Here is a 20,084-nt window from a genome sequence, read left to right as displayed (position 1 = left end):
CCATCAAGGGGCGGGCGCGCCAAAAGACGCCCTATCGCCGAGAACGCCTGCGCGCGATCATGCGGCCCATCGCCAGCGCGAAACCCACGAGCACAAGCGCGGCGGTAACGACGTAGACGATATGGTACCCGTACAGGAAGATGTCGGGCCTGCCCTCGACGAAAGCCGTCACATGGCGGCCGGCCGCGATGCTCATCTGGCCATAGAGGATCGAAGTGGAGCCCGAAATACCCACCGCCATGCCCAGGTACCGGGCGAGCGCGCTCACGCTGCCCGCAAATCCGAGCATCTCGGTGGAGACGGAGCCCATGATCAGCGAGTTGTTCGGAGACTGGAAGATCGACGTGCCGAACGAGGCCAAACCCAGATAGAACAGGATCTGCGGCAGTGTGGACGTCATCCCGAGCGTGCCGGTGAGATACAGGCCCACGCTGAACGCACCCAGGCCGAGAACCGTGAGAAGGTTGCATCCGATGCGGTCGGACACGGCGCCCGATATGGGCCCCGCAACCGCGTTCACCAGGGGGATGACGCAAAAGATCAGGCCGGATGCACCGGGGTCGAAGCCACGGGCATCCTGCAGGTAAAAGGGCGTCATGAGCTCATAAACGCCGATGGCGACAAAGCTGATGAACAGGCAGACGACGTTCACCGCGAAATGACGGTCGGAAAAGATCGCCAAGTTGACCAGAGGATGCTCGACGCGGCGCTCGTGCAGCCCGAAGAACACGAGCATGAGCACGCCCGCAACGAGCGCGAGCGCGGCCGCGGGGCTCGCGTTGCCCTGCATCATGGTGACGGACAGGAATGTGAGCAGCATGCCGGGAACGAGCAGAACTGCGCCCTTTACGTCCATGGACTGTCCCGCGCATTCGGGCGTCGAGCGCGGCAAGGTGAAGTGCCCTATGACGAGGGACAGGATGCCGACCGGCACGTTGATGAGGAAAATGCCCTCCCAGGGGAACATCGACACGATGAAACCGCCCAACACCGGCCCGCACATCATGCCGAGCGCCACGAAGCTCGCCAACAGGCCGAGCGCGCGGCCGCGCTCACGGGCGGGAAAGGCCTCGGTGATGATGCCCATATTGTTCGCCATGGCCGATGCACCGCCGATGCCCTGAACCGCGCGAGATGCCACGAGCGCCGGCAGCGAGGTCGACATACCGCACATAAGGGAGCCGATGGAAAAGATCACCACGCCGATCTCGAAATACCGGACCTTCCCATACAGGTCGCCCAACCTGCCGAACACAAGCAAAAAGGCGCACATGGTCAGCAGGTACACCGACGAGATCCACTGGATTTGGTCGAGTCCCGCCCCCAGCGCCTTTTGCATGACCGGCAGCGCCACGTTGACGATGCTCGAATCGAGCGTCGCCATGAACGTCATGATGAGAACGGTGAACAGAATCGCCCACTTATTCGAAGATCCCGCAGACGGAGCCCCAGATCGCACATCTCCCATGTACCCACCTCCATAAAAATAGGGCCCCCACCTCATAGCAGCTTGAGCTGGGAACCCGTTCGGTTCGTTGAATCAATTGTCTGGACCTCTTTTGTACCATGAATCGCCCGACGCGTGTGGGGAACTTCACAGCAAAACCAAGGGGCGACCGATCAGCGGGCGGCTTCCAGGGCGCGCAGCGCGACGCTGACACACTCACGGGGGTCGTCGGGCGCCAAAAGGCCTTCGACGCGATGCATGGGAACGATGACCCGGACCGGGCAGCGCGACGCGGCGCCGCGGACAGCACGCACATCGGGCGCACCCCCGATTCGAGACGCCACGCTCGCCGCAACGTCATCGACCGTGACGACCTCGCCATACGGCACGCCGAGCAGCGCCACGCATACCGCATGCTCGAAATCGTCTCCGCCGAAATCCATCGGGGGAACCCATCGTGGAGCCTGACCGGCGAAATAGGCGTTGAGCCACGCCCAGGAGCGTTCCAAAACGGCGATCGCGGAGCCGTGCGCCGGACTCGCCGCGCACATGGGACGGGCGCCCGAGAGCGCATCGCAACCTTCGATCTCCTCGACCGTGGCAGCGGGATCGGGATCGATGAGGCCGCCGCCATTCATGTCGAAGCGAGCGGAATCGGCGCATTTCGAGGGGACACGGTCGACCTCCCGAAACCACAGACCGGCCAACCCGCGCGCAGTGGCGGCAAGCGAAATGTCGCCCAGCGGCGAGTGATATATGGTCGTGATCATGCGGGGCCCCTCTCGTCCCCGCCCATTGTACCGCGGCGCCCGTCTCAGGCGGACGGCCTTTGCCCTACTCCGCGCTCTTAAGGGCGCCCACCATGTCGATGCGGTCGAGGCTGCGGTTGGTCATTCGGTTGATGATCAGCGTAAAGACGAACGACATCACCGAGGCGAACAGGTACGTCTGCGGCTCCACGATCGTGTCGAAGAACAGCGACGGCATGCGCAGCACGTACGTGAGGAACCTCGTGATCACGTAGCCGAGCGGCCAACCCGCCACGATGCCGATAAGCGTAAGGACGATCGTCTCCTTGTTGATATAGCGATGCACCTCGCCACGCCTGAAGCCGAGCACCTTGATTGTGGCAAGCTCGCGCTCTCGCTCGGAGATGTTCGTGTTGGACAGCGTGAATACCACGGCAAAGGCAAGCGCCGCGGCCATCACGGTCACGATATACACCACGACATCGATGATCTTGAAGCTCTCTGAGAAATCGTTGGCGACCTTCGTCGAACTGTTCACATTCACGAACGTGTCGCCCGCCGTCAGGCGATCGGCCAGTTCGATCTTCTGCTCATCTGTGCCCGTGAGGTTGGCCAACAGCGCATTCGGGACGCACGGCTCGCCGAAGGCCTCGGCATAAGCGCTCTCGGTCATGAACACGAAGTTGCCCAAGAAGCTCACGGTGATGCCATCCACGCGTACCGACCCCTGACTCAGCGTCGAGTCCTGCAGGAGGAGCTCGTCGCCGAGCGAGAAGCCGAGCACCTGCTCGGCGTTCTTGGTCACGAGGACGCCGTTGCCGTCGCTTGGCAGCGAAAGCTCCTCTCCGCCCATCGCGGGAGCGAGGAAGGTCGTGTTCGAGCCATCCTCGGTCTTCATGTACGCGGACAAATCGGCGTTGTCGGGAACCACGACGAGCTGAACGCTCTCCCTCGCGCCCCCGAATTCGGCGGTCACGCTGTCGACGCGCGCCTCGAGCATGGTGTCGACCATGCCCGTCTCGCGCAGCTCGCGCTCACCTTGCACGAAATCCTCGTCGGTGGTGACGGCCAGCAGGTCGTAGCGAACCACGCCGGCAGGCCCGTACTGACGCGGTTTGAGCGAGATCACGGTATCGCGAATGCCCAGACCGCAGATCATGAGGGCGGTGCAGCCCGCGATGCCGAATACCGTCATGAAGAAGCGCTTCTTGTAGCGGAACAAGTTGCGGGCACTCACTTTGTTGAGGAAGGACAGCCGGCGCCACACCGGGGTGATACGCTCCAGCAAGATGCGCTTGCCCGCACGCGGGGCCTTGGGGCGCATGAGCGAGGCAGGCGTCTCCTTGAGCACATGGCGGCAGGCCAGGAACGTGGCGCCCACGATACCGAGCGCGAACAGGGCAATGCCGAGCACCGCCGTGAACATGTTGAAGTGCAGCTGGAACGGTGGCAATGCGTACATGGTCTTGAATATGGTGAAGATCACCGCGGGAAGGGCGATGAATCCGAGCGCGTCACCGGCGATACCGCCCGCCAGGCAGGCGGCGAACGAATAGATGAGGTACTTGGACAAGATGCGGCCACGGCCGTAACCCAGCGCCTTGTACACGCCGATGAGGCCGCGATCCTCCTCGACCATACGCGTGACCGTGGTGAGACTGATGAGCACGGCGACCGTGAAGAAGATGAGCGGGAACACCGTGGCGATGGACTCGATCGAGCTCGCATCGCTTTCGATGCTCGCGTAACTCGGCAGCGCGCCGCGATCTTGGATGTACCACTTCGCGCGCTCGATGCCGTCGACATCGGCCCGAGCCTGGGCGAACCGCGCGTTGACATCGGCGCGGTTGGCCTCGAGCTCCGCCTTGCCGGCGTTGAGCTCGGACTGGCCGGAGGCTGCCTCGCCCTCGCCGGCGATGAGCTGGGCCTCGGCCTCGGAAATCTGAGATTTCATCTGCTCACGGGCGGCGTCGAGCTGACCTAGGCCGCGCTCGGCACGGGAACGTTCGGCATCCAGGCGACGTTGGCCCGCCGCAACCTGCTCAAGCCCCGCCTGAACCTCGCCCTTGCGCGCCACGCCCTCGGCAAGGGCGCGAATCTGCGCACCGTCATCGGCGAGCATGGCATCGAGCGACGAAGCGGTGGAGCCCAGCATCTTCTCGATCGAGGAGAGTTTGGAAACGGCCTGTTGGATCTGGCCGGCATCCTCCGGATACAGGCTCACAATGGCGCGAACGGCGTCGATGGCGGCGGCGTACCTGCCACCGGTCAGCGCATCCAGACGCTCGAGCATGAGCGCAATCTGAGCCTTGTCCTCGGGGGAGGCGGTGGGCAACCCGGAAACGAGCCCTTTTATCTCTGCCACAAGGGTGCGCGCCTGATCGAGCTCACCGCGGGCCTCACGTACCAGCGGAACCACGGAGGAGACGAACGGATCGACGGCCGCTGCATCACCCTTTTGCAGGCGTGCCCACAAATCGGCGGGCCAGCGATCGCCGAGCAGCGGTTGGATCACGTCGACCGCGGCCTCCGCCTTGGCGATGCCGGCGAGCGCGTCGGTGAGCTCCGAACGGGCCGAGTCGAGCTTGCCCTGTTCGCGCGCGATGAGGGCCAAACCGGCATCAAGCTTGGACTGGGCGGCATCGAGCTGACGGGAGGCATCGGCACGTTTGGCGTCGAGCTCGAGCTTGCCGCTCGCGATCTGAGCGCGGACGGCATCGATCTTGGTTTGTGCGCTCGCAAGCTCGCCGGCGGCTGCGTCGAGCGCCTCGTCGGCCTCGCTGCGGCGCTCGTCGATCTGCGCGAGGGCATCGTCCTTCACATCGCTCGTGCGCTCCGCCTCGCGACGCTCGCGAATCTGCTCGACGCGTCCCTTGACGCCATCGATGAGCTCCTTGTATTCATTCGAGTAGGACATGAGCTCGGAGGCGCCGGCAACACGAAGGTAGGCGACGGTAAACGTATCGCGGTCCACCACGGCGGCGGGCGTGAGGAAGAACGCGTACTGCGGACCGCCGGTGCTACGGAAGCTCATGGTCTTGCTGCCGGCGTTCACATCCATGGGATCGAACACGGATGCGGTGATGGTGTAACGGCCGCGCTCGAAAATTGCCGTTGCATCAGTTGATCCGGCGGCATCGGAGCCCTCTTCGGCCGTGCCGCCGTGCTTCTCCTCGGCGCTCTCGAAGGTCACGGTGTCGCCGATCTTCTTGCCGCTCGCATCCAGGTACTTCTGCGTGACGGCCACCTCATGCACGTCGCGCGGAAGGCGGCCCTCTATCACACGGGGCTCGTTGAGGCCGGCTGCGGAGAGCGCTTTGAGATCGACCTTCTCGCTCAAGCCGTCTACCTGGGTGTAAGCGGACTCGGTGTAACCGCCCTCCGCGACTTCGACCCCATCCACCTCGCTGAGTGCGGAGATGTCGGCTTCGTCCAGGCCGAGTGTCGATTTGACCGATATGTCGAACAGGCGCTGAGCGTCGTAGTAATCGTCGGCGGTGAAACGCAAGTCGTCGCAGGCCGCCTTGAGGCCCACGAGCATGGTGGCGCCGAGCGCGGTGATGACGAACAGCGAGATGAACCGCTTGAGGTTGCCCGTGATGGTGCGTTCGATATCGGTCGCGAATGCGCTGGGCCGTACGCCGGCCTTCTTCCCCCTCATGATGCGCCCGCCTACCACTCGATGTCGGCGATGGGCACAGGGTGCTCGTTGACCTGCATGTCCGTCACGCGCCCGCTCTTGAAGCGGATCAGGCGGTCGGCCATGGGGGCGAGCGCGGAGTTGTGCGTGATGATGAGCACGGTGATACCGTCGCGACGGCAGGTGTCCTGCAGCAGTTGAAGCACCTGCTTACCCGTTTGGTAGTCGAGCGCGCCGGTGGGCTCGTCGCACAACAGGAGCTTGGGATTCTTGGCGATGGCGCGCGCGATGGATACGCGCTGCTGCTCGCCGCCGGAGAGCTGGGCGGGGAAGTTCGCCATGCGCTCCCCCAGGCCGACCTTGCGCAGACATTCGACGGCATCCAGCGAATCGGGGCAAATCTGCGAGGCGAGTTCGACGTTCTCGAGCGCCGTGAGGTTGGGCACCAGGTTGTAGAACTGGAACACGAAGCCCACATCGGCGCGACGGTACTCCACCAGGTCGTCCTCGGACGCGGCACTGATGTCGCGCCCGTCAACCACCACGCGCCCGCTCGTGGCGCTGTCCATGCCGCCCAAAATGTTGAGCGCCGTGGTCTTGCCGGCTCCGGAGGCGCCGAGTATCACAGCGAGCTCGCCGCGTTCGACCTCGAACGATGCCCCATCAAGGGCGTGCACCTCCGACCCGTCGGATCCGTAGACCCTCGTGACGTCCTTGAACTCGATATATGCCATGCGCGAAAGCCCCCGTTACCTCATGTGTTCGCATTGGTTTGTTCTACCCACAAGAGGGGGTGTCAAGCACGGACGGGCGTAAACCCCGTCGAAAGCCCGTCGGCACCTCAATTTAGGGACTGTCCCCAAATTGAGGTGCCGACACGAACTCTGAGGCTATCGAGCGCGTTTTATGCCTTGGGCTTTTGGATGAACACGGCGCCAAAAGCAGTGGGGCCGCAGTGGCTGGAGATCACGCCGCCGACCTTGGTCCAGGCAATCTCCTTAAATCCCAGTTCGTGGGCGTACGCCTCCATCTCCGTGCGGAGCTCGTCGGACAGGCCCACAGAGTAGGCGAGACCGATGTAGGAGTAGTCGATATCGCCCTTCTCGATCATGTGGTCGATGAAGGAATGCGCGCACTTGAGCATGGAGCCGCGGAACTTCTTGGTGGCGAGGAACTTACCGCCGAGCACCTCGATGCAGGGTTTGATCTTGAGCAGGTGCGCGCCGAGGAACGCGACGTTGGAGAGTCGACCGCCGGCCTTGAGGAAGCCGAGGTCGGTGGGGACAAAGCCGAGCAGAATGCGATCCATCACGCTCTCGGCGTAGGAGAAGATCTCCTCAACCGTGGCATCGGGATGAGCCTCGATGTACTTGGCGGTCTCGACGGCCACGAGCCCCTGGCCCACGGAGACGAAACGAGTGTCCATGGAGTAGACGTAGTCACGGCCCTGGGCGGCGATCTTGGAAGACTGGTGCGAGCAGGTAGTCGCCTCGGAATACGCGAGGTGGATGATGGTCGCATCGGGCTGTTCGGCGTGAATGCGGTCGAAGACCTTCTCAAAGTCGCCGGGAGTGCAGCCGCTCGTCTTGGGCATCTCGCCGAGCTCGTTGCAGCGAGAGTAGATCTCGAGCGGGTCGATGGAACCGTCGTCCATCGTCTCGCTGCCGATCGTCACGTGCATCGGGACGATCACGATACCGTAGCGCTCGCATTGCTCCGGCGAGACGTCCGCACCGGACTCGACCACGATGACGTACTTACCCACAAAATCACGACCAATCTAATCGATATTACATATGGCGAAGGCGCCGGTCGCATCTCTCGTCGCCGGCGCCTTCCCCGTTCTGTGCGTGACATCAGATTGTACACACTGAAACTTGATATGTAGATTAATTACCGACCACCGGCCGAGTATTTCCGACCGAATGGCACAGGGCCGTCAAGACCGCGCAAAACATCCGTATCCTACGGCGACGCATGTCCCTATTCGCACAGGAGCTTGGCGATCTGGACGGCATTGGTGGCAGCGCCCTTGCGGATCTGATCGCCACAACACCAGAAGGTGATGCCGCGCAGGGCATCAGGGTTGGAGATGTCGCGGCGCACACGGCCGACCCAGATGAGGTCCTGGTCGGTAGTATCCAGCGGCATGGGCCAGCGGTCGTGCGCGGACTCGGCGGCCAGGTCGTCCACGAGCTTCACACCGGGAGCGGACGCGAGAGCCTCGCGCGCCTGCTCAAGCGTGATGTCACGTTCGAATTCGAGCGTGACGCTCTCGGAATGAGAGCGCAAGACGGGAACGCGCACGCACGTGCAGTTCACGCGGAGATCGGGCAGGTGCATGATCTTGCGGCCCTCGTTTTGCATCTTCATCTCCTCGGAGGTGAAGCCCTGATACTTCTCCCCACCGATCTGCGGGATGAGGTTGCTCGCCAACTGCGCCGCAAACGCAGCGGGGGCGGGGATCTCCTCGCCGCGACCCATGCAGCCGATCTGCTCCTCGAGCTCGCGCATACCGGGCACGCCCGCGCCGGACGCGGCCTGATAGGTGGATACGATCATGCGCTTCACGCCGGCCAACTGGTGCAGCGGCCAGGTGGGCACCAGGCCGATGATGGTGGCGCAGTTGGGATTGGCGATGATGCCCTTGTGCTGCAGCGCATCGGCGGCGTTGATCTCGGGGATGACCAGCGGCACGTCCTCGTCCAGGCGGAAGGCGTGCGAGTTGTCCACCACCACGGCACCGCGGCGCACGGCCTCGGGGTACAGGGCCTTCGCCACGTCGTCCTCAGCGGCACCCAGCACAATATCAACGCCGTCGAACGCCTCGGGTGCGGCCGTCTCGACCGTGACCTCGCCCCACGGGGTCGACACGACCTTACCTGCCGAGCGCGGACTCGCCAAGAGCTTGAGCGCGCCGACCGGGAACTGCTGCTCCTCCAGGCACGCGAGCATCTGCGTGCCGACGGCCCCCGTGGCCCCCACGATAGCGACGACGTACTTCTTCATCTTGCCCCACTCCTCACAGTTCGCATCGGGCATGCATGGTTCCGGCAAACCTTTGCCTCGCGCCTAGAGCGCGCGCGGCGCGGGCTCCAACTCGGCGGTGGTCACGATACCGTCCTCGTCGGAAAACGCCTCGTAGATGGTTTTGATCGCGAGGTCGAAATCGCGCTCCTCGACGCCGATGATGATGTTGATCTCGTCGCAGCCCTGCGTGATCATTCGGACGCTCACGCCGGCCTCGCCGAGCTTGCCGAACAGGTGGCCCGAGATGCCCGCACGCCCGCGCAGGTTACGGCCCACAGTGGCGATGAGCGCCAGGTCCTCCACGACCTCGATCTCCAGCGGCTCGACCTCCTCCTGGATATCGGAGATGAGCGAGTACAGCGAATCCTTGACGTCGGCGGCCTGCACAACTGCGGCGAACTGATCGACGCCCGTGGGCATGTGCTCGACGGACACGCCGTAGCGCTCGAACACGGACAGGGCGCGGCGCATGAAGCCGATGCGGCTCTTGGTGCGGTCGCGCGAGACATTGATGGCCAGGAAGTTACGCTTACCGGCGATACCGGTGATGATCGGCTCGGTATCGCCTTCCTTGGCGGTTTCGGAGATGATCGTGCCCGGATCCTCGGGGGCGTTCGTGTTCTTGATGACGAGTGGGATGCCGGCATCGCGGACGGGGAAGACCGCCTCCTCGTGCAGGACGCTCGCGCCCATGTAAGACAGCTCGCGCAGCTCTTCGTAGGTGATGCGCGGGATGGGCTGGGCGCCCGGGACGATGCGCGGATCGGCGGAAAGGAAGCCCGAAACGTCCGTCCAGTTCTCGTACAGATCCGCCTCGAGGCACTGGGCGAGAATCGAGCCGGAGATGTCGCCGCCGCCGCGATCGAGCAGCTTGACCTTGCCCTCCTTGGTGGCGCCGTAAAATCCCGGCATCACGAACCCGCCCTCGCGGGCGTTCTGCTTGACGAGCTTGGCCGTGCGCGACATCGACAGCGTGCCGTCATGGTGAAAGGCCACCATATCGGCCGCGTCGATGAACGGAAGGTCCAGGTACTCGGCCATGAGGCGGGCGGTGAAGTACTCGCCGCGGCTCACGAGTTCCTCGGTGGTGTAGCCACCGGAACGGGCGCGATCGGCAAAGGCGGCAAACTCTTCGCGGATGGGATAGGAGAGCCCCAGCTCATCGGCGATGTCGAAATAGCGCTGCCCGATGTCGGCGAGCAGATCCTCGCAGGAGACATGGTAGTTCACGTGCGCATCGACGAGATACAGCAGGTCGGTGACCTTCGTGTCGGCCTTATGACGGCGGCCGCAGGCGCTCACCACGACGAATCGACGGGCCGGATCGGCGTCGATGATCGCCTTGATCTTCCTGAAGTGCTCGGCATCGGCGACGGACGAGCCGCCGAACTTGGTGATTTTGATCATGGTGGACGAATCCTCCCCTTGCGCGCGGACACAGGGCGCATACGGTCATATGGCTGTCACTTTACCATGAGCAAGCCCGCTCGACGGTGCCGCGGGCCTCGGCGACACATGTTTGCAATCTCGCATCCGCATTGGGTATGAAATGCAATTGAAAAGCCGTGGACCTGCAACGCTTTATCTGAGCGGAGTGTTCGACTCTGATACCATGGCAGCATTCACGACGCATCGAGCTCGAGGAGAAACCGGCATGAGAACCTACCACAGCACCCGTTCGAACGAGGCGCCCCTCACCGCAAAGGAGGCCATCCGCCGCGGCATTGCCCCCGACGGCGGCCTGTATGTGAGCGACGCGCTCGGCACCGTCCAGATCCCCCTCGTCGACCTCTCGGAAATGAGCTATCTCGACCTTGCCCGCGAGGTGCTCCGCGCCCTGCTGCCCGACTTCTCCCCCGCCGAAATAGACGCGTGCGCGTCCGAAGCCTATGAGAAGACATTCGCCAGCGCCGAGGTCACGCCCGTCGTGGACATCGCGCCGATGGGGAGTGACGGCACGCCCGCGAGCGTCCTCGAGCTGTGGCACGGCCCCACGAGCGCCTTCAAAGACGTCGCCCTCCAGATGCTGCCCCGTCTCATGGCCCGCACGGGCTCGAACGACGGCGCCGAGGACGAGAAGATCATGATCGTCACCGCCACTTCCGGCGACACTGGCAAGGCAGCGCTCGCCGGATTCGCCGATGCCCCGGGCGTCGGTATCACCGTCTTCTATCCCGAAGGCAAGGTCAGCCGCGTGCAAGAGTTGCAGATGAGCACCCAAGAAGGCGCCAACGTTGCCGTCTGCGGCGTGCGCGGCAACTTCGACGATGCGCAAACCGCCGTCAAGCAGATCTTCGCCGATCGCGAGCTCGCCGAGCGCCTCTGCGCGCAGGGCGTCATGCTCTCCAGCGCCAATTCCATCAATGTCGGGCGGCTGGTGCCCCAGGTCGTCTATTACTTCGCCGCCTACGCGCAGCTGCTGCGAGCCGGCACCATCACCTGCGGGGACGAAGTCGAGTTCTGCGTGCCGACCGGCAACTTCGGCGACATCCTCGCCGGCTATTACGCCAAGCGCCTCGGTCTTCCCGTGGCACGTCTCATCGTGGCGAGCGACGCGAACAACGTGCTGTTCGACTTTCTCACCACGGGTACGTACAACCGCAAGCGCCCCTTCTTCACCACGACCTCGCCGTCCATGGACATCCTCGTTTCCTCGAACCTCGAGCGCATGCTCTACTACCTGTCCGACGGCGACGTCGAGCTCGTCTCCCAACTCATGGGCGAACTGGCCGATGAAGGCTCCTACACCCTTCCCGACGAGCTGCTCTCCAAGATCCAGGAGGTGTTCGCCTGCGGCTGGGCCGATGAAGATGAGGTTGCCCGCGCCATCAAGGCCTGTTGGGATGAAAACGGCTATCTGATCGACCCGCACACCGCCTGCGGCTACCACGTGCTGAGCCAAATGCCTGCCGCTCCCGGTTCCAAGGCCCGCATCCTGCTTTCCACCGCGAACCCGTACAAGTTCCCGCGTGCGGTCGCTGGCGCGCTCGGCCTGTTCTGCCCACCCGACGACTTCGCTTGCATGCAGGTCCTGGAGAAGGCAACGGGTACTTGCGCGCCCACTCAGCTCGCCGCACTGCAGGACAAGCCCGTGCTGCACACCGACGTCGTGGACATCGACGGCATGGCGTCCTTTGTGGAGCAGGCGGCCGGAGGTCTCAAATGATCAAGATCACCGTACCCGCCACCAGCGCGAACCTCGGCATCGGATACGACACGCTCGGAATGGCGGTTTCGCTCTACTCGTATTTCACGTTTGAACGCGCCGATGAGCTGCAGATCACCGGATGCCCCGAGGAGTTCCAAAATGAGAACAACCTCGTATACGCATCGCTCGTAGACGCTTTGCGCGAATGGGGCGAGGAGCCCTTCCCCGTGAAAATCGACATCCAGACGGAGGTGCCCGTCGCTCGCGGCCTGGGCTCGAGCTCGACCTGCGTCGTCGCGGGCATCATGGCGGCCGCCGCGCTCACCGGGCACACCGTCGACCGCGCCGAGCTCGTGCGCATCGCAACCGCCGTCGAAGGACATCCCGACAACGTCGCCCCCGCCATCCTCGGCGGGGCCGTATGCTCGTTCACGCCCGAGGGTGGACTTCCCCGCTGCCTGCGCTACGAGGTCAGCGATCGCCTCCGCTTCATCACCGTCATCCCGCCCTACGAGGTCCACACGAGCGAGGCGCGGAAGGTCGTGCCGCAGCAGGTCGCACTCGCAGACGCCGTATGGCAGATGGGCCGCATCGCCGGCATGACGCGCGGCCTGGAAACGGGCGACCTTGCGCTCATCGCGGCCGCAAACGACGACCGCCTACAGGAGCCCTTCCGTCGCGCGCTCATCCCCGATTACGACGGCATCCGCGCAACCTGCCTGGAGGGCGGCGCCGGAACGCTGTGGATCTCCGGCTCGGGCTCGACCCTCATGGCGGTGACCGACGACACTATCGTCGCCAAATTCCTGCAGGTCAGGCTCCGCGAGGCCTTCCCCACCTGCGAGACGCACATTCTCACCTGCGACACGCAAGGCGCTCAGATCGAATATCTGTGACATTGGCCCCGATCACGCCTCATACAGCGCAACAAAAAGCGGCGGGAAAGCTCCCGCCGCTTTTGCTTAACCCTGGCAGTTGTGTTCCGCCGCACGGCCCGCGCGCAACCCGCGCATAACCGCCTCGCGAAGGACGGGCATGCGGCCCTTGTCCATCGCGGGCACGCCCTTGAGCGGGTATTCCAAGCCAAGCTGCTCATATTTGACGATGCCCATCGTGTGATAAGGCAGCATCTCGAGACCAACCACGTTGTGCCACGGGGCGATGAGGCGTCCGAGCGCCTCGCACTCCTCCTCCGTGTCCGTGATCCCGGGGACCACCACGTGGCGGATCACGACCTTGATCCCGCGCCTGGCGAGCTCGTCGCCGAACGCGATGATGCGATCGGGCTCGCATCCGGTCAGGGCTTTATGCCCCTCGGGGTCGCTGTGCTTGATATCGAGCAAGACCATGTCGGTCTCGCCCAGAAGCTTCTCAAAACGCTCGGGTTTCTTGGGGTTATATGCGTATCCACAGCTGTCCAGGCATGTGTGGATACGGCCCGCAGGCGCCGCATGGGCGGCCGCGAACAGATCGCCCACGAACTCGGGCTGAAGCAACGGCTCGCCGCCCGTGACGGTCAGACCGCCGGTACGGTAAAACGGCCTGTTGCTCTCGTACTCTCCCAACAGGCGCTCGACCGATACGCACGTACCAGCCCCCTCGCCCACGGTCCACGTATCCGGGTTGTGGCAATACGCGCAGCGCATGGGGCACCCCTGGGTGAATACCACAAAGCGCACACCCGGCCCGTCCACGGTGCCCATGCTCTCGATGGAGTGGATGCGCCCGAGCGCATATCTGGACTCGACGTCCCTATCCTCATCTAGCTGAACACGTGCCATAATCGCATCTCCCCCTTTACCTGCAGACACGGCTGCAGACGCATTATTTCGCAAGTTATAATACCCCGTTAGCCGCATTCATCTCGGTCATTTTCACCTGTCGCCCGAACCTGAGGACCAGCATGCAACTCCCCCTCATCGATCGAATTCGCTCCTTCATCCAAGCTGAAGCCGTACTCGTCGTCGCCGCCCTCGCAGCGCTCCTCTCTGCTTGCCTGTTCCCGCCTGTGCCTCAGAACTGGTCCGCATACGTCGAGGCAATCGACTGGCGCACCATCGGCCTTCTCTTCTGCCCCATGACCGTCGTGGCGGGCTTCACACGCGCCGGCCTGCTGGCGCGTGTGCGATCCCTTCTCACCCGCACCGAGGGCACGCAGCGACGCCTCTCGCTCCTGCTCGTCGCGCTCTCCTTCTTCACCGCCATGATCGTCACGAACGATGTCGCCCTCATCTCGTTCGCACCCCTCACCCTGTTGCTCTTCCAGGGCTCCGAACCGCGCTCGACGATCATCACGCTCGTCGCACAAACCGTCGCTGCAAATCTCGGCTCGATGATGACGCCCATCGGCAATCCGCAGAACATCTACCTCTACTCCGCGTTCGAGCTCGAACTCGGCGAATTCCTCACCACAATCGCACCCTACGGCATCATCGGGCTCCTTGCCTCCATCGCCCCATGTATGCTCATTCCCAATACGAAGGCAACGCTCGGCAAAGCCGCCAATTCCAAGGTCGATACACGGCTCGCCTTCGCTTACGGCGCCCTATTCCTCCTCGCACTCGCCTGCGTCGGAAGGGCCGTGAGTTGGGAGCTCTGTGTGCTCATCACTCTGATTGGCTGCCTCATATTCGATCGCAGCGTACTCAAACACCTCGATTACAGCCTTCTTATCACCTTTGCCTGCTTCTTCATCTTTGTGGGAAACATCAAGCACGTTCAAGTCATCACCAGCACCCTGCAGTCCATCGTCGTCGGGCGTGAGATCCTCGTCTCGGCACTGGCCAGCCAGGTCATAAGCAACGTCCCCGCCGCAATCATGCTCTCCGGGTTTAGCAGCAACGGCGTCGGACTGCTTGTCGGCACCAATATCGGAGGCCTGGGAACACCGGTCGCCTCTCTCGCAAGCCTGATCACGCTACGTGTCTATGGACGTTCGCGTGACGCGCAAACCGGGCGCTACCTGCTCTGGTTCACCGCCATCAACCTCGCCCTCCTTGTCCTATTCCTCGGACTCGCATCCCTTCTCAGCCTTTAAATCCGCCCCACAATGCAAAAAGGGACGCCGGCAATGCCGACGTCCCTCGCTTGAGCGGTGCCCGTGTGGGTGATCGCTTAGAAGCTATCGTGGAAGGTACGGGAGATAACCTCGTCCTGCTGAGCCTTGGTCAGGTTGTGGAAGTTCACAGCGTAACCGGAAACGCGAACGGTGAGCTGGGGGTACTTCTCCGGGTGGGCCTGGGCGTCGAGCAGCGTGTCACGGTTGAACACGTTGACGTTCAGGTGGTGGCCACCCTTCTCGGCGTAAGCGTCGATCATGCTCACGAGATTGTCGGCCTGAGCCTGCGGGATGTCAGCGACCTTCATTGGTGCACTCCTTTTCATCTTCGGCGCCCTCTCGCGCCGAAATAGGAATTGTTACTGAAATTATATCAGCATTGACCGCGCCGGTGAATAAGAATTACCACCGGCGCGGAAACATTACAGACGGACCGAATGTCCGATGGCCTTAGCGGTCCTCGGAGCCCTCGGGAGCGGAGGAATCGGTGCAGTCGCAGCAGGCAACCGGGTTCTCGAAGGAAACGTCACCGAGATCCAGATCGCCGAACATCACCTGGTCCTCCTTGCCGAGCGCGCCCGGGATGATGGAGAAGGTGTTGGAGATGCCGTCCTGGGCGTCGCGGAAGGGAAGCTTCGAGACGGAGGACAGGGAGGCGATGGCACCGTGAGTGTCGCGCTGGTGCATGGGGTTGGCGCCAGGAGCGAACGGCACGCCGGCCTTACGGCCGTCGGGGGTGGCACCGGTCTTCTGACCGTAGACCACGTTGGAGGTGATGGTCAGGACGGAAGTGGTGGGCACCGAGTTGCGGTACGTGTCGTTCATGCGGATGTACTCCATGAACTGGTGCACGATGTCGTGGGCGAGAACGTCGACGCGGTCGTCGTCGTTGCCGTACTTGGGGAAGTCGCCCTCGATGTTGAAGTCGACGATGACGCCGTTCTCGTCGCGGACCGGGTGGACCTTGGCGTACTTGATGGCGGACAGGGAGTCGGCCACGACGGACAGGCCGGCGATACCGGTGGCGAACCAGCGGTGGACGTCCTTGTCGTGCAGAGCCATCTGGATGGACTCGTAGCAGTACTTGTCATGCATGTAGTGGATGATGTTCAGCGTGTTCACGTACACGCCGGCGAGCCACTTCATCATGTCGTTGTACTTGGCCATGACGTCGTCGAAATCAAGGGTGTCGCCCTCGACCGGACGGAACTTCGGGCCGACCTGCTTCTTGGAGACCTCGTCGATACCGCCGTTGAGTGCGTACAGGAGGCACTTGGCAAGGTTGGCGCGAGCGCCGAAGAACTGCATCTCCTTGCCGACGCGCATGGAGGACACGCAGCAGGCGATGGCGTAGTCGTCGCCGTGGTAAACGCGCATGACGTCGTCGTTCTCATACTGGATGGAAGAGGACGCGATAGAGGTCTTGGCGCAGAACTCCTTGAAGGCCTGGGGCAGGTGAGTGGACCACAGGACGGTCAGGTTCGGCTCCGGGGAGGTGCCCATGTTCTCCAGGGTGTGGAGGTAGCGGTAGCTCATCTTGGTGACGAGGGTACGGCCGTCGACACCCATGCCGCCGATGGACTCGGTGACCCACTGCGGGTCGCCGGAGAACAGGTTCTGGTACTCGGGGGTACGGGCGAACTTGACCATACGCAGCTTCATGATGAAGTGGTCGACGAACTCCTGGATCTGCTCCTCGGTGAAGGTGCCATTCTTGAGGTCGCGCTCAGCGTAGATGTCGATGAAGGTGGAGGTGCGGCCGATGGACATGGCAGCGCCGTTCTGGTCCTTCACGGAAGCCAGGTAGGCGAGGTACATCCACTGGATGGCCTCCTGGGTGTTGGCGGCAGGACGGGCGATATCGAAGCCGTACAGCCTGCCGAGCTCGATGAGCTGCTTGAGAGAGCGGATCTGCTCGGACAGCTCCTCGCGATCGCGGATGGTCTCCTCGGTCATGACGGAGGGCGTGGAGGCCTTCTGCGCCTCCTTGTCGGCGATCAGGGCGTCGACGCCGTAGAGGGCGACGCGGCGGTAGTCGCCGATGATGCGGCCGCGGCCGTAGCCGTCGGGCAGACCGGTGATGATGTGAGCGGAGCGGCAGGCGCGCATCTCAGGGGTGTAGGCGTCGAACACGCCGGCGTTGTGCGTCTTGCGCTTGTTGGTGTAGAAGTCGACGATCTCGGGATCGACCTCGTAGCCGTGCTGGGCAGCGGCCTGGCAGGCGATGCGGATGCCGCCGTTGACGTGCAGGGCACGCTTGAGCGGGGCGTCGGTCTGCAGGCCGACGATGGTCTCGCGCTCGGGGTGCTCGGCGTCGATGTAACCGGCCTTGTGGGACAGAATGCCCGTCACGACCTTGGTGTCCATGTCCAGGACGCCGCCCTGCTCGCGCTCCTTGAGAAGCAGCGACATGACGTCATCCCACAGCTTGACGGTACGCTCGGTGGGACCCACCAGGAACGACTCGTCGCCCTCGTACGGGGTGTAGTTCTTCTGGATGAAGTCGCGGACGTCAATCTCGTTGAGCCAATTGCCGCCCTCGAAGCCTTCCCATGCCTCCTGCATTGCGTGACCACGCTCCTCGTCGTGCTCGCGGGGCGTCCCCGCCCCAAATTTGACATCCCCGGCAACAATCCCCGGACATTCGCACGTGCCACTCGCCGAAAAAACGCTCGCGCCCATGTGAAAAAAGAGACCGTTGGCCGAAGATTTATTCACGTTTGCAAGGATACCATATGCACAGGTCCCAAAGGGTATCGCAAATGGGACTTTTTCTCATTCATTTATGTGAGTGTTTTTTCCTTGAGGGATTTGGCGCGGCTGGTGATTCGCTTTAGCAGGATAGACCCTCTGACCTGGGCAGCCGCTCGCTGGACGCAGCGTCCTCCCACCGAATTCCAATAGCCAACCTCACGCGTAGGTGAGAAAGTGTATCCTGTTATACCTACGACGCAAGGAGGCCTCGTCCCATTATGGAAAGCACCCCTACGCCCCACAACGGGGCTCATTACGGCGATATCGCCAAAACGGTCCTGATGCCCGGAGACCCGCTCCGCGCCAAGTACATCGCGGACCACTACCTCGAGGATGTCCGCACCTTCAACGAGGTGCGCAACATGCTCGGCTTCACCGGCACGTACCAGGGCCAGCCCGTCTCGGTCATGGGCGGTGGCATGGGAATGCCCTCGATCGGCATCTACTCCCACGAGCTCTATGAGTTCTACGGCGTGGAATCCATCATCCGCGTGGGCTCCGCCGGCGGCATCGACCCGTCCATCAAGGTCCGCGACGTCGTGGCCGGCATGGGCGCCTGCACCGACTCCAACTACGCCGCCCAGTACAACCTCCCCGGCTCCTACGCCCCCATCGCAAGCTATGAGCTGCTCGAGCGGGCCGTTGCCGCGGGCCATGCGCAGGGTGTCGACGTCAAGGTCGGCAACATCCTGTCTTCCGACCATTTCTACCTCGACGACCCCTCCTCCACCGCCACCTGGCAGAAGATGGGCGTCCTCGCCGTCGAGATGGAGGCCGCCGCGCTCTACATGAACGCGGCGCGCCTGGGCAAGAAGGCCCTGTGCCTGCTCACCGTCTCCGACCTGCCCCTCACCGGTGAATCCCTTCCGGCCGACGAGCGCCAGACGAGCTTCACCCAGATGATGGAAATCGCCCTCTCCCTCGCCCTGCCCGCATAAATCCCCTCGTCCGCCCGGCCCCGCGCATCGCGAAGGCCGGGCGGACGCCTTTCGGTCCGGAGCGCGCGGCGCATCGAGCGCCGGCGCCCCGCATCCCCCCATGGTCTTTCGCCACGCCCTTGCTCAGGCACGGCAGAAGATACGGCGCAGCGATGCGCCCATTTTGCAAGCGACAACCGTACGCAAGAAAGGAAGAACATGAAGAAGAATCGTCTCATGGGTCTCGCCCTTGCCGGCGTCCTCGCCCTTTCCGTCGCAGGCTGCGGCGGTGGCGACGAGGCCAAGCCCGCGGGCTCCGCTCCCGCCGACGCCTCTGCCGACTACAAGGTCCAGATGGTCACCGACATGGGCGGCGTGAACGACCAGTCCTTCAACCAGCTCGCCTGGGAGGGCCTGCAGCAGCTCAACAAGGACACCGGCATCGAGGTCGGCTACACCGAGTCCAAGCAGGAGTCCGACTACGCCACGAACCTGGACAAGGCCGTCGACGACGGCGCCCAGACCGTGTGGGGCATCGGCTTCGCCATGGCCGAGGCGATCCAGAACGCCGCCAAGACCAACCCTGACGTGCACTTCGCCATCATCGACAGCGCCTACCCCGAGGCCGACCTGCTCGATAACCTCACCGGCGTGACCTTCAAGACGCAGGAGCCTTCCTTCGTGGCCGGCTACATCGCCGCCATGACCACCCAGACCGGTAAGGTCGGCTTCGTCGGCGGTATGAAGTCCGACGTCCTCGAGACCTTCAACTGGGGCTACCAGGCCGGCGTCGCCTATGCCAACGCCACCGAGGGCACCAACGTCGAGGTCGTCTCCCAGTACATCGAGACCTTCACCGACGCCGCCAAGGGCAAGGCCGCTGGTCAGAAGATGTACTCCGACGGCTGCGACATCGTGTTCGCCTGCGCCGGCAACGCCGGTAACGGCGTCATCGAGGCCGCCCAGGATGCCGATAAGCTCGTCATCGGTGTCGACAAGGACCAGTACGATCTCGCCCCCGAGAATATGCTGACCTCCGTCATGAAGAACGTCGACAAGGCCGTCATCGAGGTCTCCACCATGGCTTCCAACGGTGAGAAGGTCGGCGGCAAGAACATCGAGCTCTCCGCCAAGGACGGCGCCGTGGCCGTTTCCACCCACCACGACCTCATGGAGCCCGGCGTGTACGACACCGCCGTCGAGCTGTTCGACAAGATCAAGAACGGCGAGATCGAGCCCCCCGCGACCGAGGATGCGTTCAACGACTACGTCGCTTCGCTCTAACGTCCAACGTTTTGCCAGGCCGGCGATGCGCCCTGCGGCGCCATCGCCGGCCCGCGT

General features: G+C 63.4%; 15 protein-coding genes. 5 read left to right on the top strand and 10 right to left on the bottom strand.

All coding sequences use genetic code 11. The annotated features are described in order from the left end of the window. Positions 1-31 precede the first annotated feature (31 nt). The 7 genes from FY258_RS06395 to FY258_RS06365 form a co-directional block, all read right to left on the bottom strand. Positions 32-1,468 (bottom strand): MFS transporter, encoded by a 1,437-nt coding sequence (locus tag FY258_RS06395; protein WP_118104277.1) that lies wholly within the window; start codon positions 1,466-1,468, stop codon positions 32-34. Between the two features lie 152 nt (positions 1,469-1,620). Then, positions 1,621-2,217 (bottom strand): methylated-DNA--[protein]-cysteine S-methyltransferase, encoded by a 597-nt coding sequence (locus tag FY258_RS06390; RefSeq protein ID WP_118104275.1) that lies wholly within the window; start codon positions 2,215-2,217, stop codon positions 1,621-1,623. A 64-nt stretch (positions 2,218-2,281) separates the two neighbouring features. Further along, the gene (locus FY258_RS06385) at positions 2,282-5,857 is read right to left on the bottom strand and encodes an FtsX-like permease family protein (RefSeq protein WP_118104581.1); all 3,576 of its coding nucleotides are present in this window, start codon (positions 5,855-5,857) and stop codon (positions 2,282-2,284) included. Between the two features lie 11 nt (positions 5,858-5,868). Then, positions 5,869-6,570, bottom strand: a complete 702-nt coding sequence (locus FY258_RS06380; protein WP_118104273.1) for an ABC transporter ATP-binding protein — start codon at positions 6,568-6,570, stop codon at positions 5,869-5,871. A 170-nt stretch (positions 6,571-6,740) separates the two neighbouring features. Beyond that, the gene (locus tag FY258_RS06375; RefSeq protein ID WP_118104271.1) at positions 6,741-7,601 is read right to left on the bottom strand and encodes a DegV family protein; all 861 of its coding nucleotides are present in this window, start codon (positions 7,599-7,601) and stop codon (positions 6,741-6,743) included. 218 nt (positions 7,602-7,819) lie between these two features. Next, positions 7,820-8,845 carry an aspartate-semialdehyde dehydrogenase gene (locus FY258_RS06370; protein ID WP_118104269.1) on the bottom strand — a complete coding sequence of 342 codons (1,026 nt, stop codon included), beginning with the start codon at positions 8,843-8,845 and terminating at the stop codon, positions 7,820-7,822. A 63-nt stretch (positions 8,846-8,908) separates the two neighbouring features. Further along, positions 8,909-10,273, bottom strand: a complete 1,365-nt coding sequence (locus FY258_RS06365; RefSeq protein ID WP_118104267.1) for an aspartate kinase — start codon at positions 10,271-10,273, stop codon at positions 8,909-8,911. 247 nt (positions 10,274-10,520) lie between these two features. Between FY258_RS06365 and thrC the strand changes: the two genes are divergently transcribed. Both thrC and thrB read left to right on the top strand, forming a co-directional pair. Beyond that, entirely contained in the window at positions 10,521-12,032 is a 1,512-nt protein-coding gene (gene thrC, locus FY258_RS06360; protein ID WP_118104265.1) for a threonine synthase, read from the top strand. Further along, positions 12,029-12,910 (top strand): homoserine kinase, encoded by an 882-nt coding sequence (gene thrB / locus FY258_RS06355; RefSeq protein ID WP_118104263.1) that lies wholly within the window; start codon positions 12,029-12,031, stop codon positions 12,908-12,910. Before thrC ends, thrB begins: the two co-directional genes overlap by 4 nt. Positions 12,911-12,976: 66 nt before the next feature. Here the strand turns inward: thrB and pflA are convergent, their stop codons facing one another. Continuing rightward, entirely contained in the window at positions 12,977-13,795 is an 819-nt protein-coding gene (gene pflA / locus FY258_RS06350) for a pyruvate formate-lyase-activating protein (RefSeq protein WP_118104261.1), read from the bottom strand. A 122-nt stretch (positions 13,796-13,917) separates the two neighbouring features. Between pflA and FY258_RS06345 the strand changes: the two genes are divergently transcribed. Beyond that, on the top strand, positions 13,918-15,051 hold the full coding sequence (locus FY258_RS06345; RefSeq protein WP_118104259.1) for an SLC13 family permease: 1,134 nt from the start codon (positions 13,918-13,920) through the stop codon (positions 15,049-15,051). A gap of 77 nt (positions 15,052-15,128) precedes the next feature. On the opposite strand, the gene grcA3 is transcribed toward FY258_RS06345, so the two are convergent. Further along, positions 15,129-15,380: an autonomous glycyl radical cofactor GrcA3 gene (grcA3, locus tag FY258_RS06340; protein WP_006723751.1), complete on the bottom strand. Its 252-nt coding sequence runs from the start codon at positions 15,378-15,380 to the stop codon at positions 15,129-15,131. Between the two features lie 142 nt (positions 15,381-15,522). Then, a complete protein-coding gene (gene pflB / locus FY258_RS06335) occupies positions 15,523-17,637 on the bottom strand; it encodes a formate C-acetyltransferase (protein WP_118104257.1) in 2,115 nt (704 codons plus the stop codon). Between the two features lie 407 nt (positions 17,638-18,044). Between pflB and deoD the strand changes: the two genes are divergently transcribed. Next, positions 18,045-18,764: a purine-nucleoside phosphorylase gene (gene deoD / locus FY258_RS06330; protein ID WP_118104255.1), complete on the top strand. Its 720-nt coding sequence runs from the start codon at positions 18,045-18,047 to the stop codon at positions 18,762-18,764. A 198-nt stretch (positions 18,765-18,962) separates the two neighbouring features. Further along, positions 18,963-20,027: a BMP family lipoprotein gene (locus FY258_RS06325; RefSeq protein ID WP_118104253.1), complete on the top strand. Its 1,065-nt coding sequence runs from the start codon at positions 18,963-18,965 to the stop codon at positions 20,025-20,027. Positions 20,028-20,084: the final 57 nt, after the last annotated feature.

Origin of the sequence: Collinsella intestinalis (assembly GCF_902364775.2) — a bacterium.
Classification (GTDB): Bacteria; Actinomycetota; Coriobacteriia; order Coriobacteriales; family Coriobacteriaceae; genus Collinsella.
The sequence above is the reverse complement of the archived record's forward strand: the minus strand, read 5'-3'. Positions and strand labels throughout refer to the sequence as shown.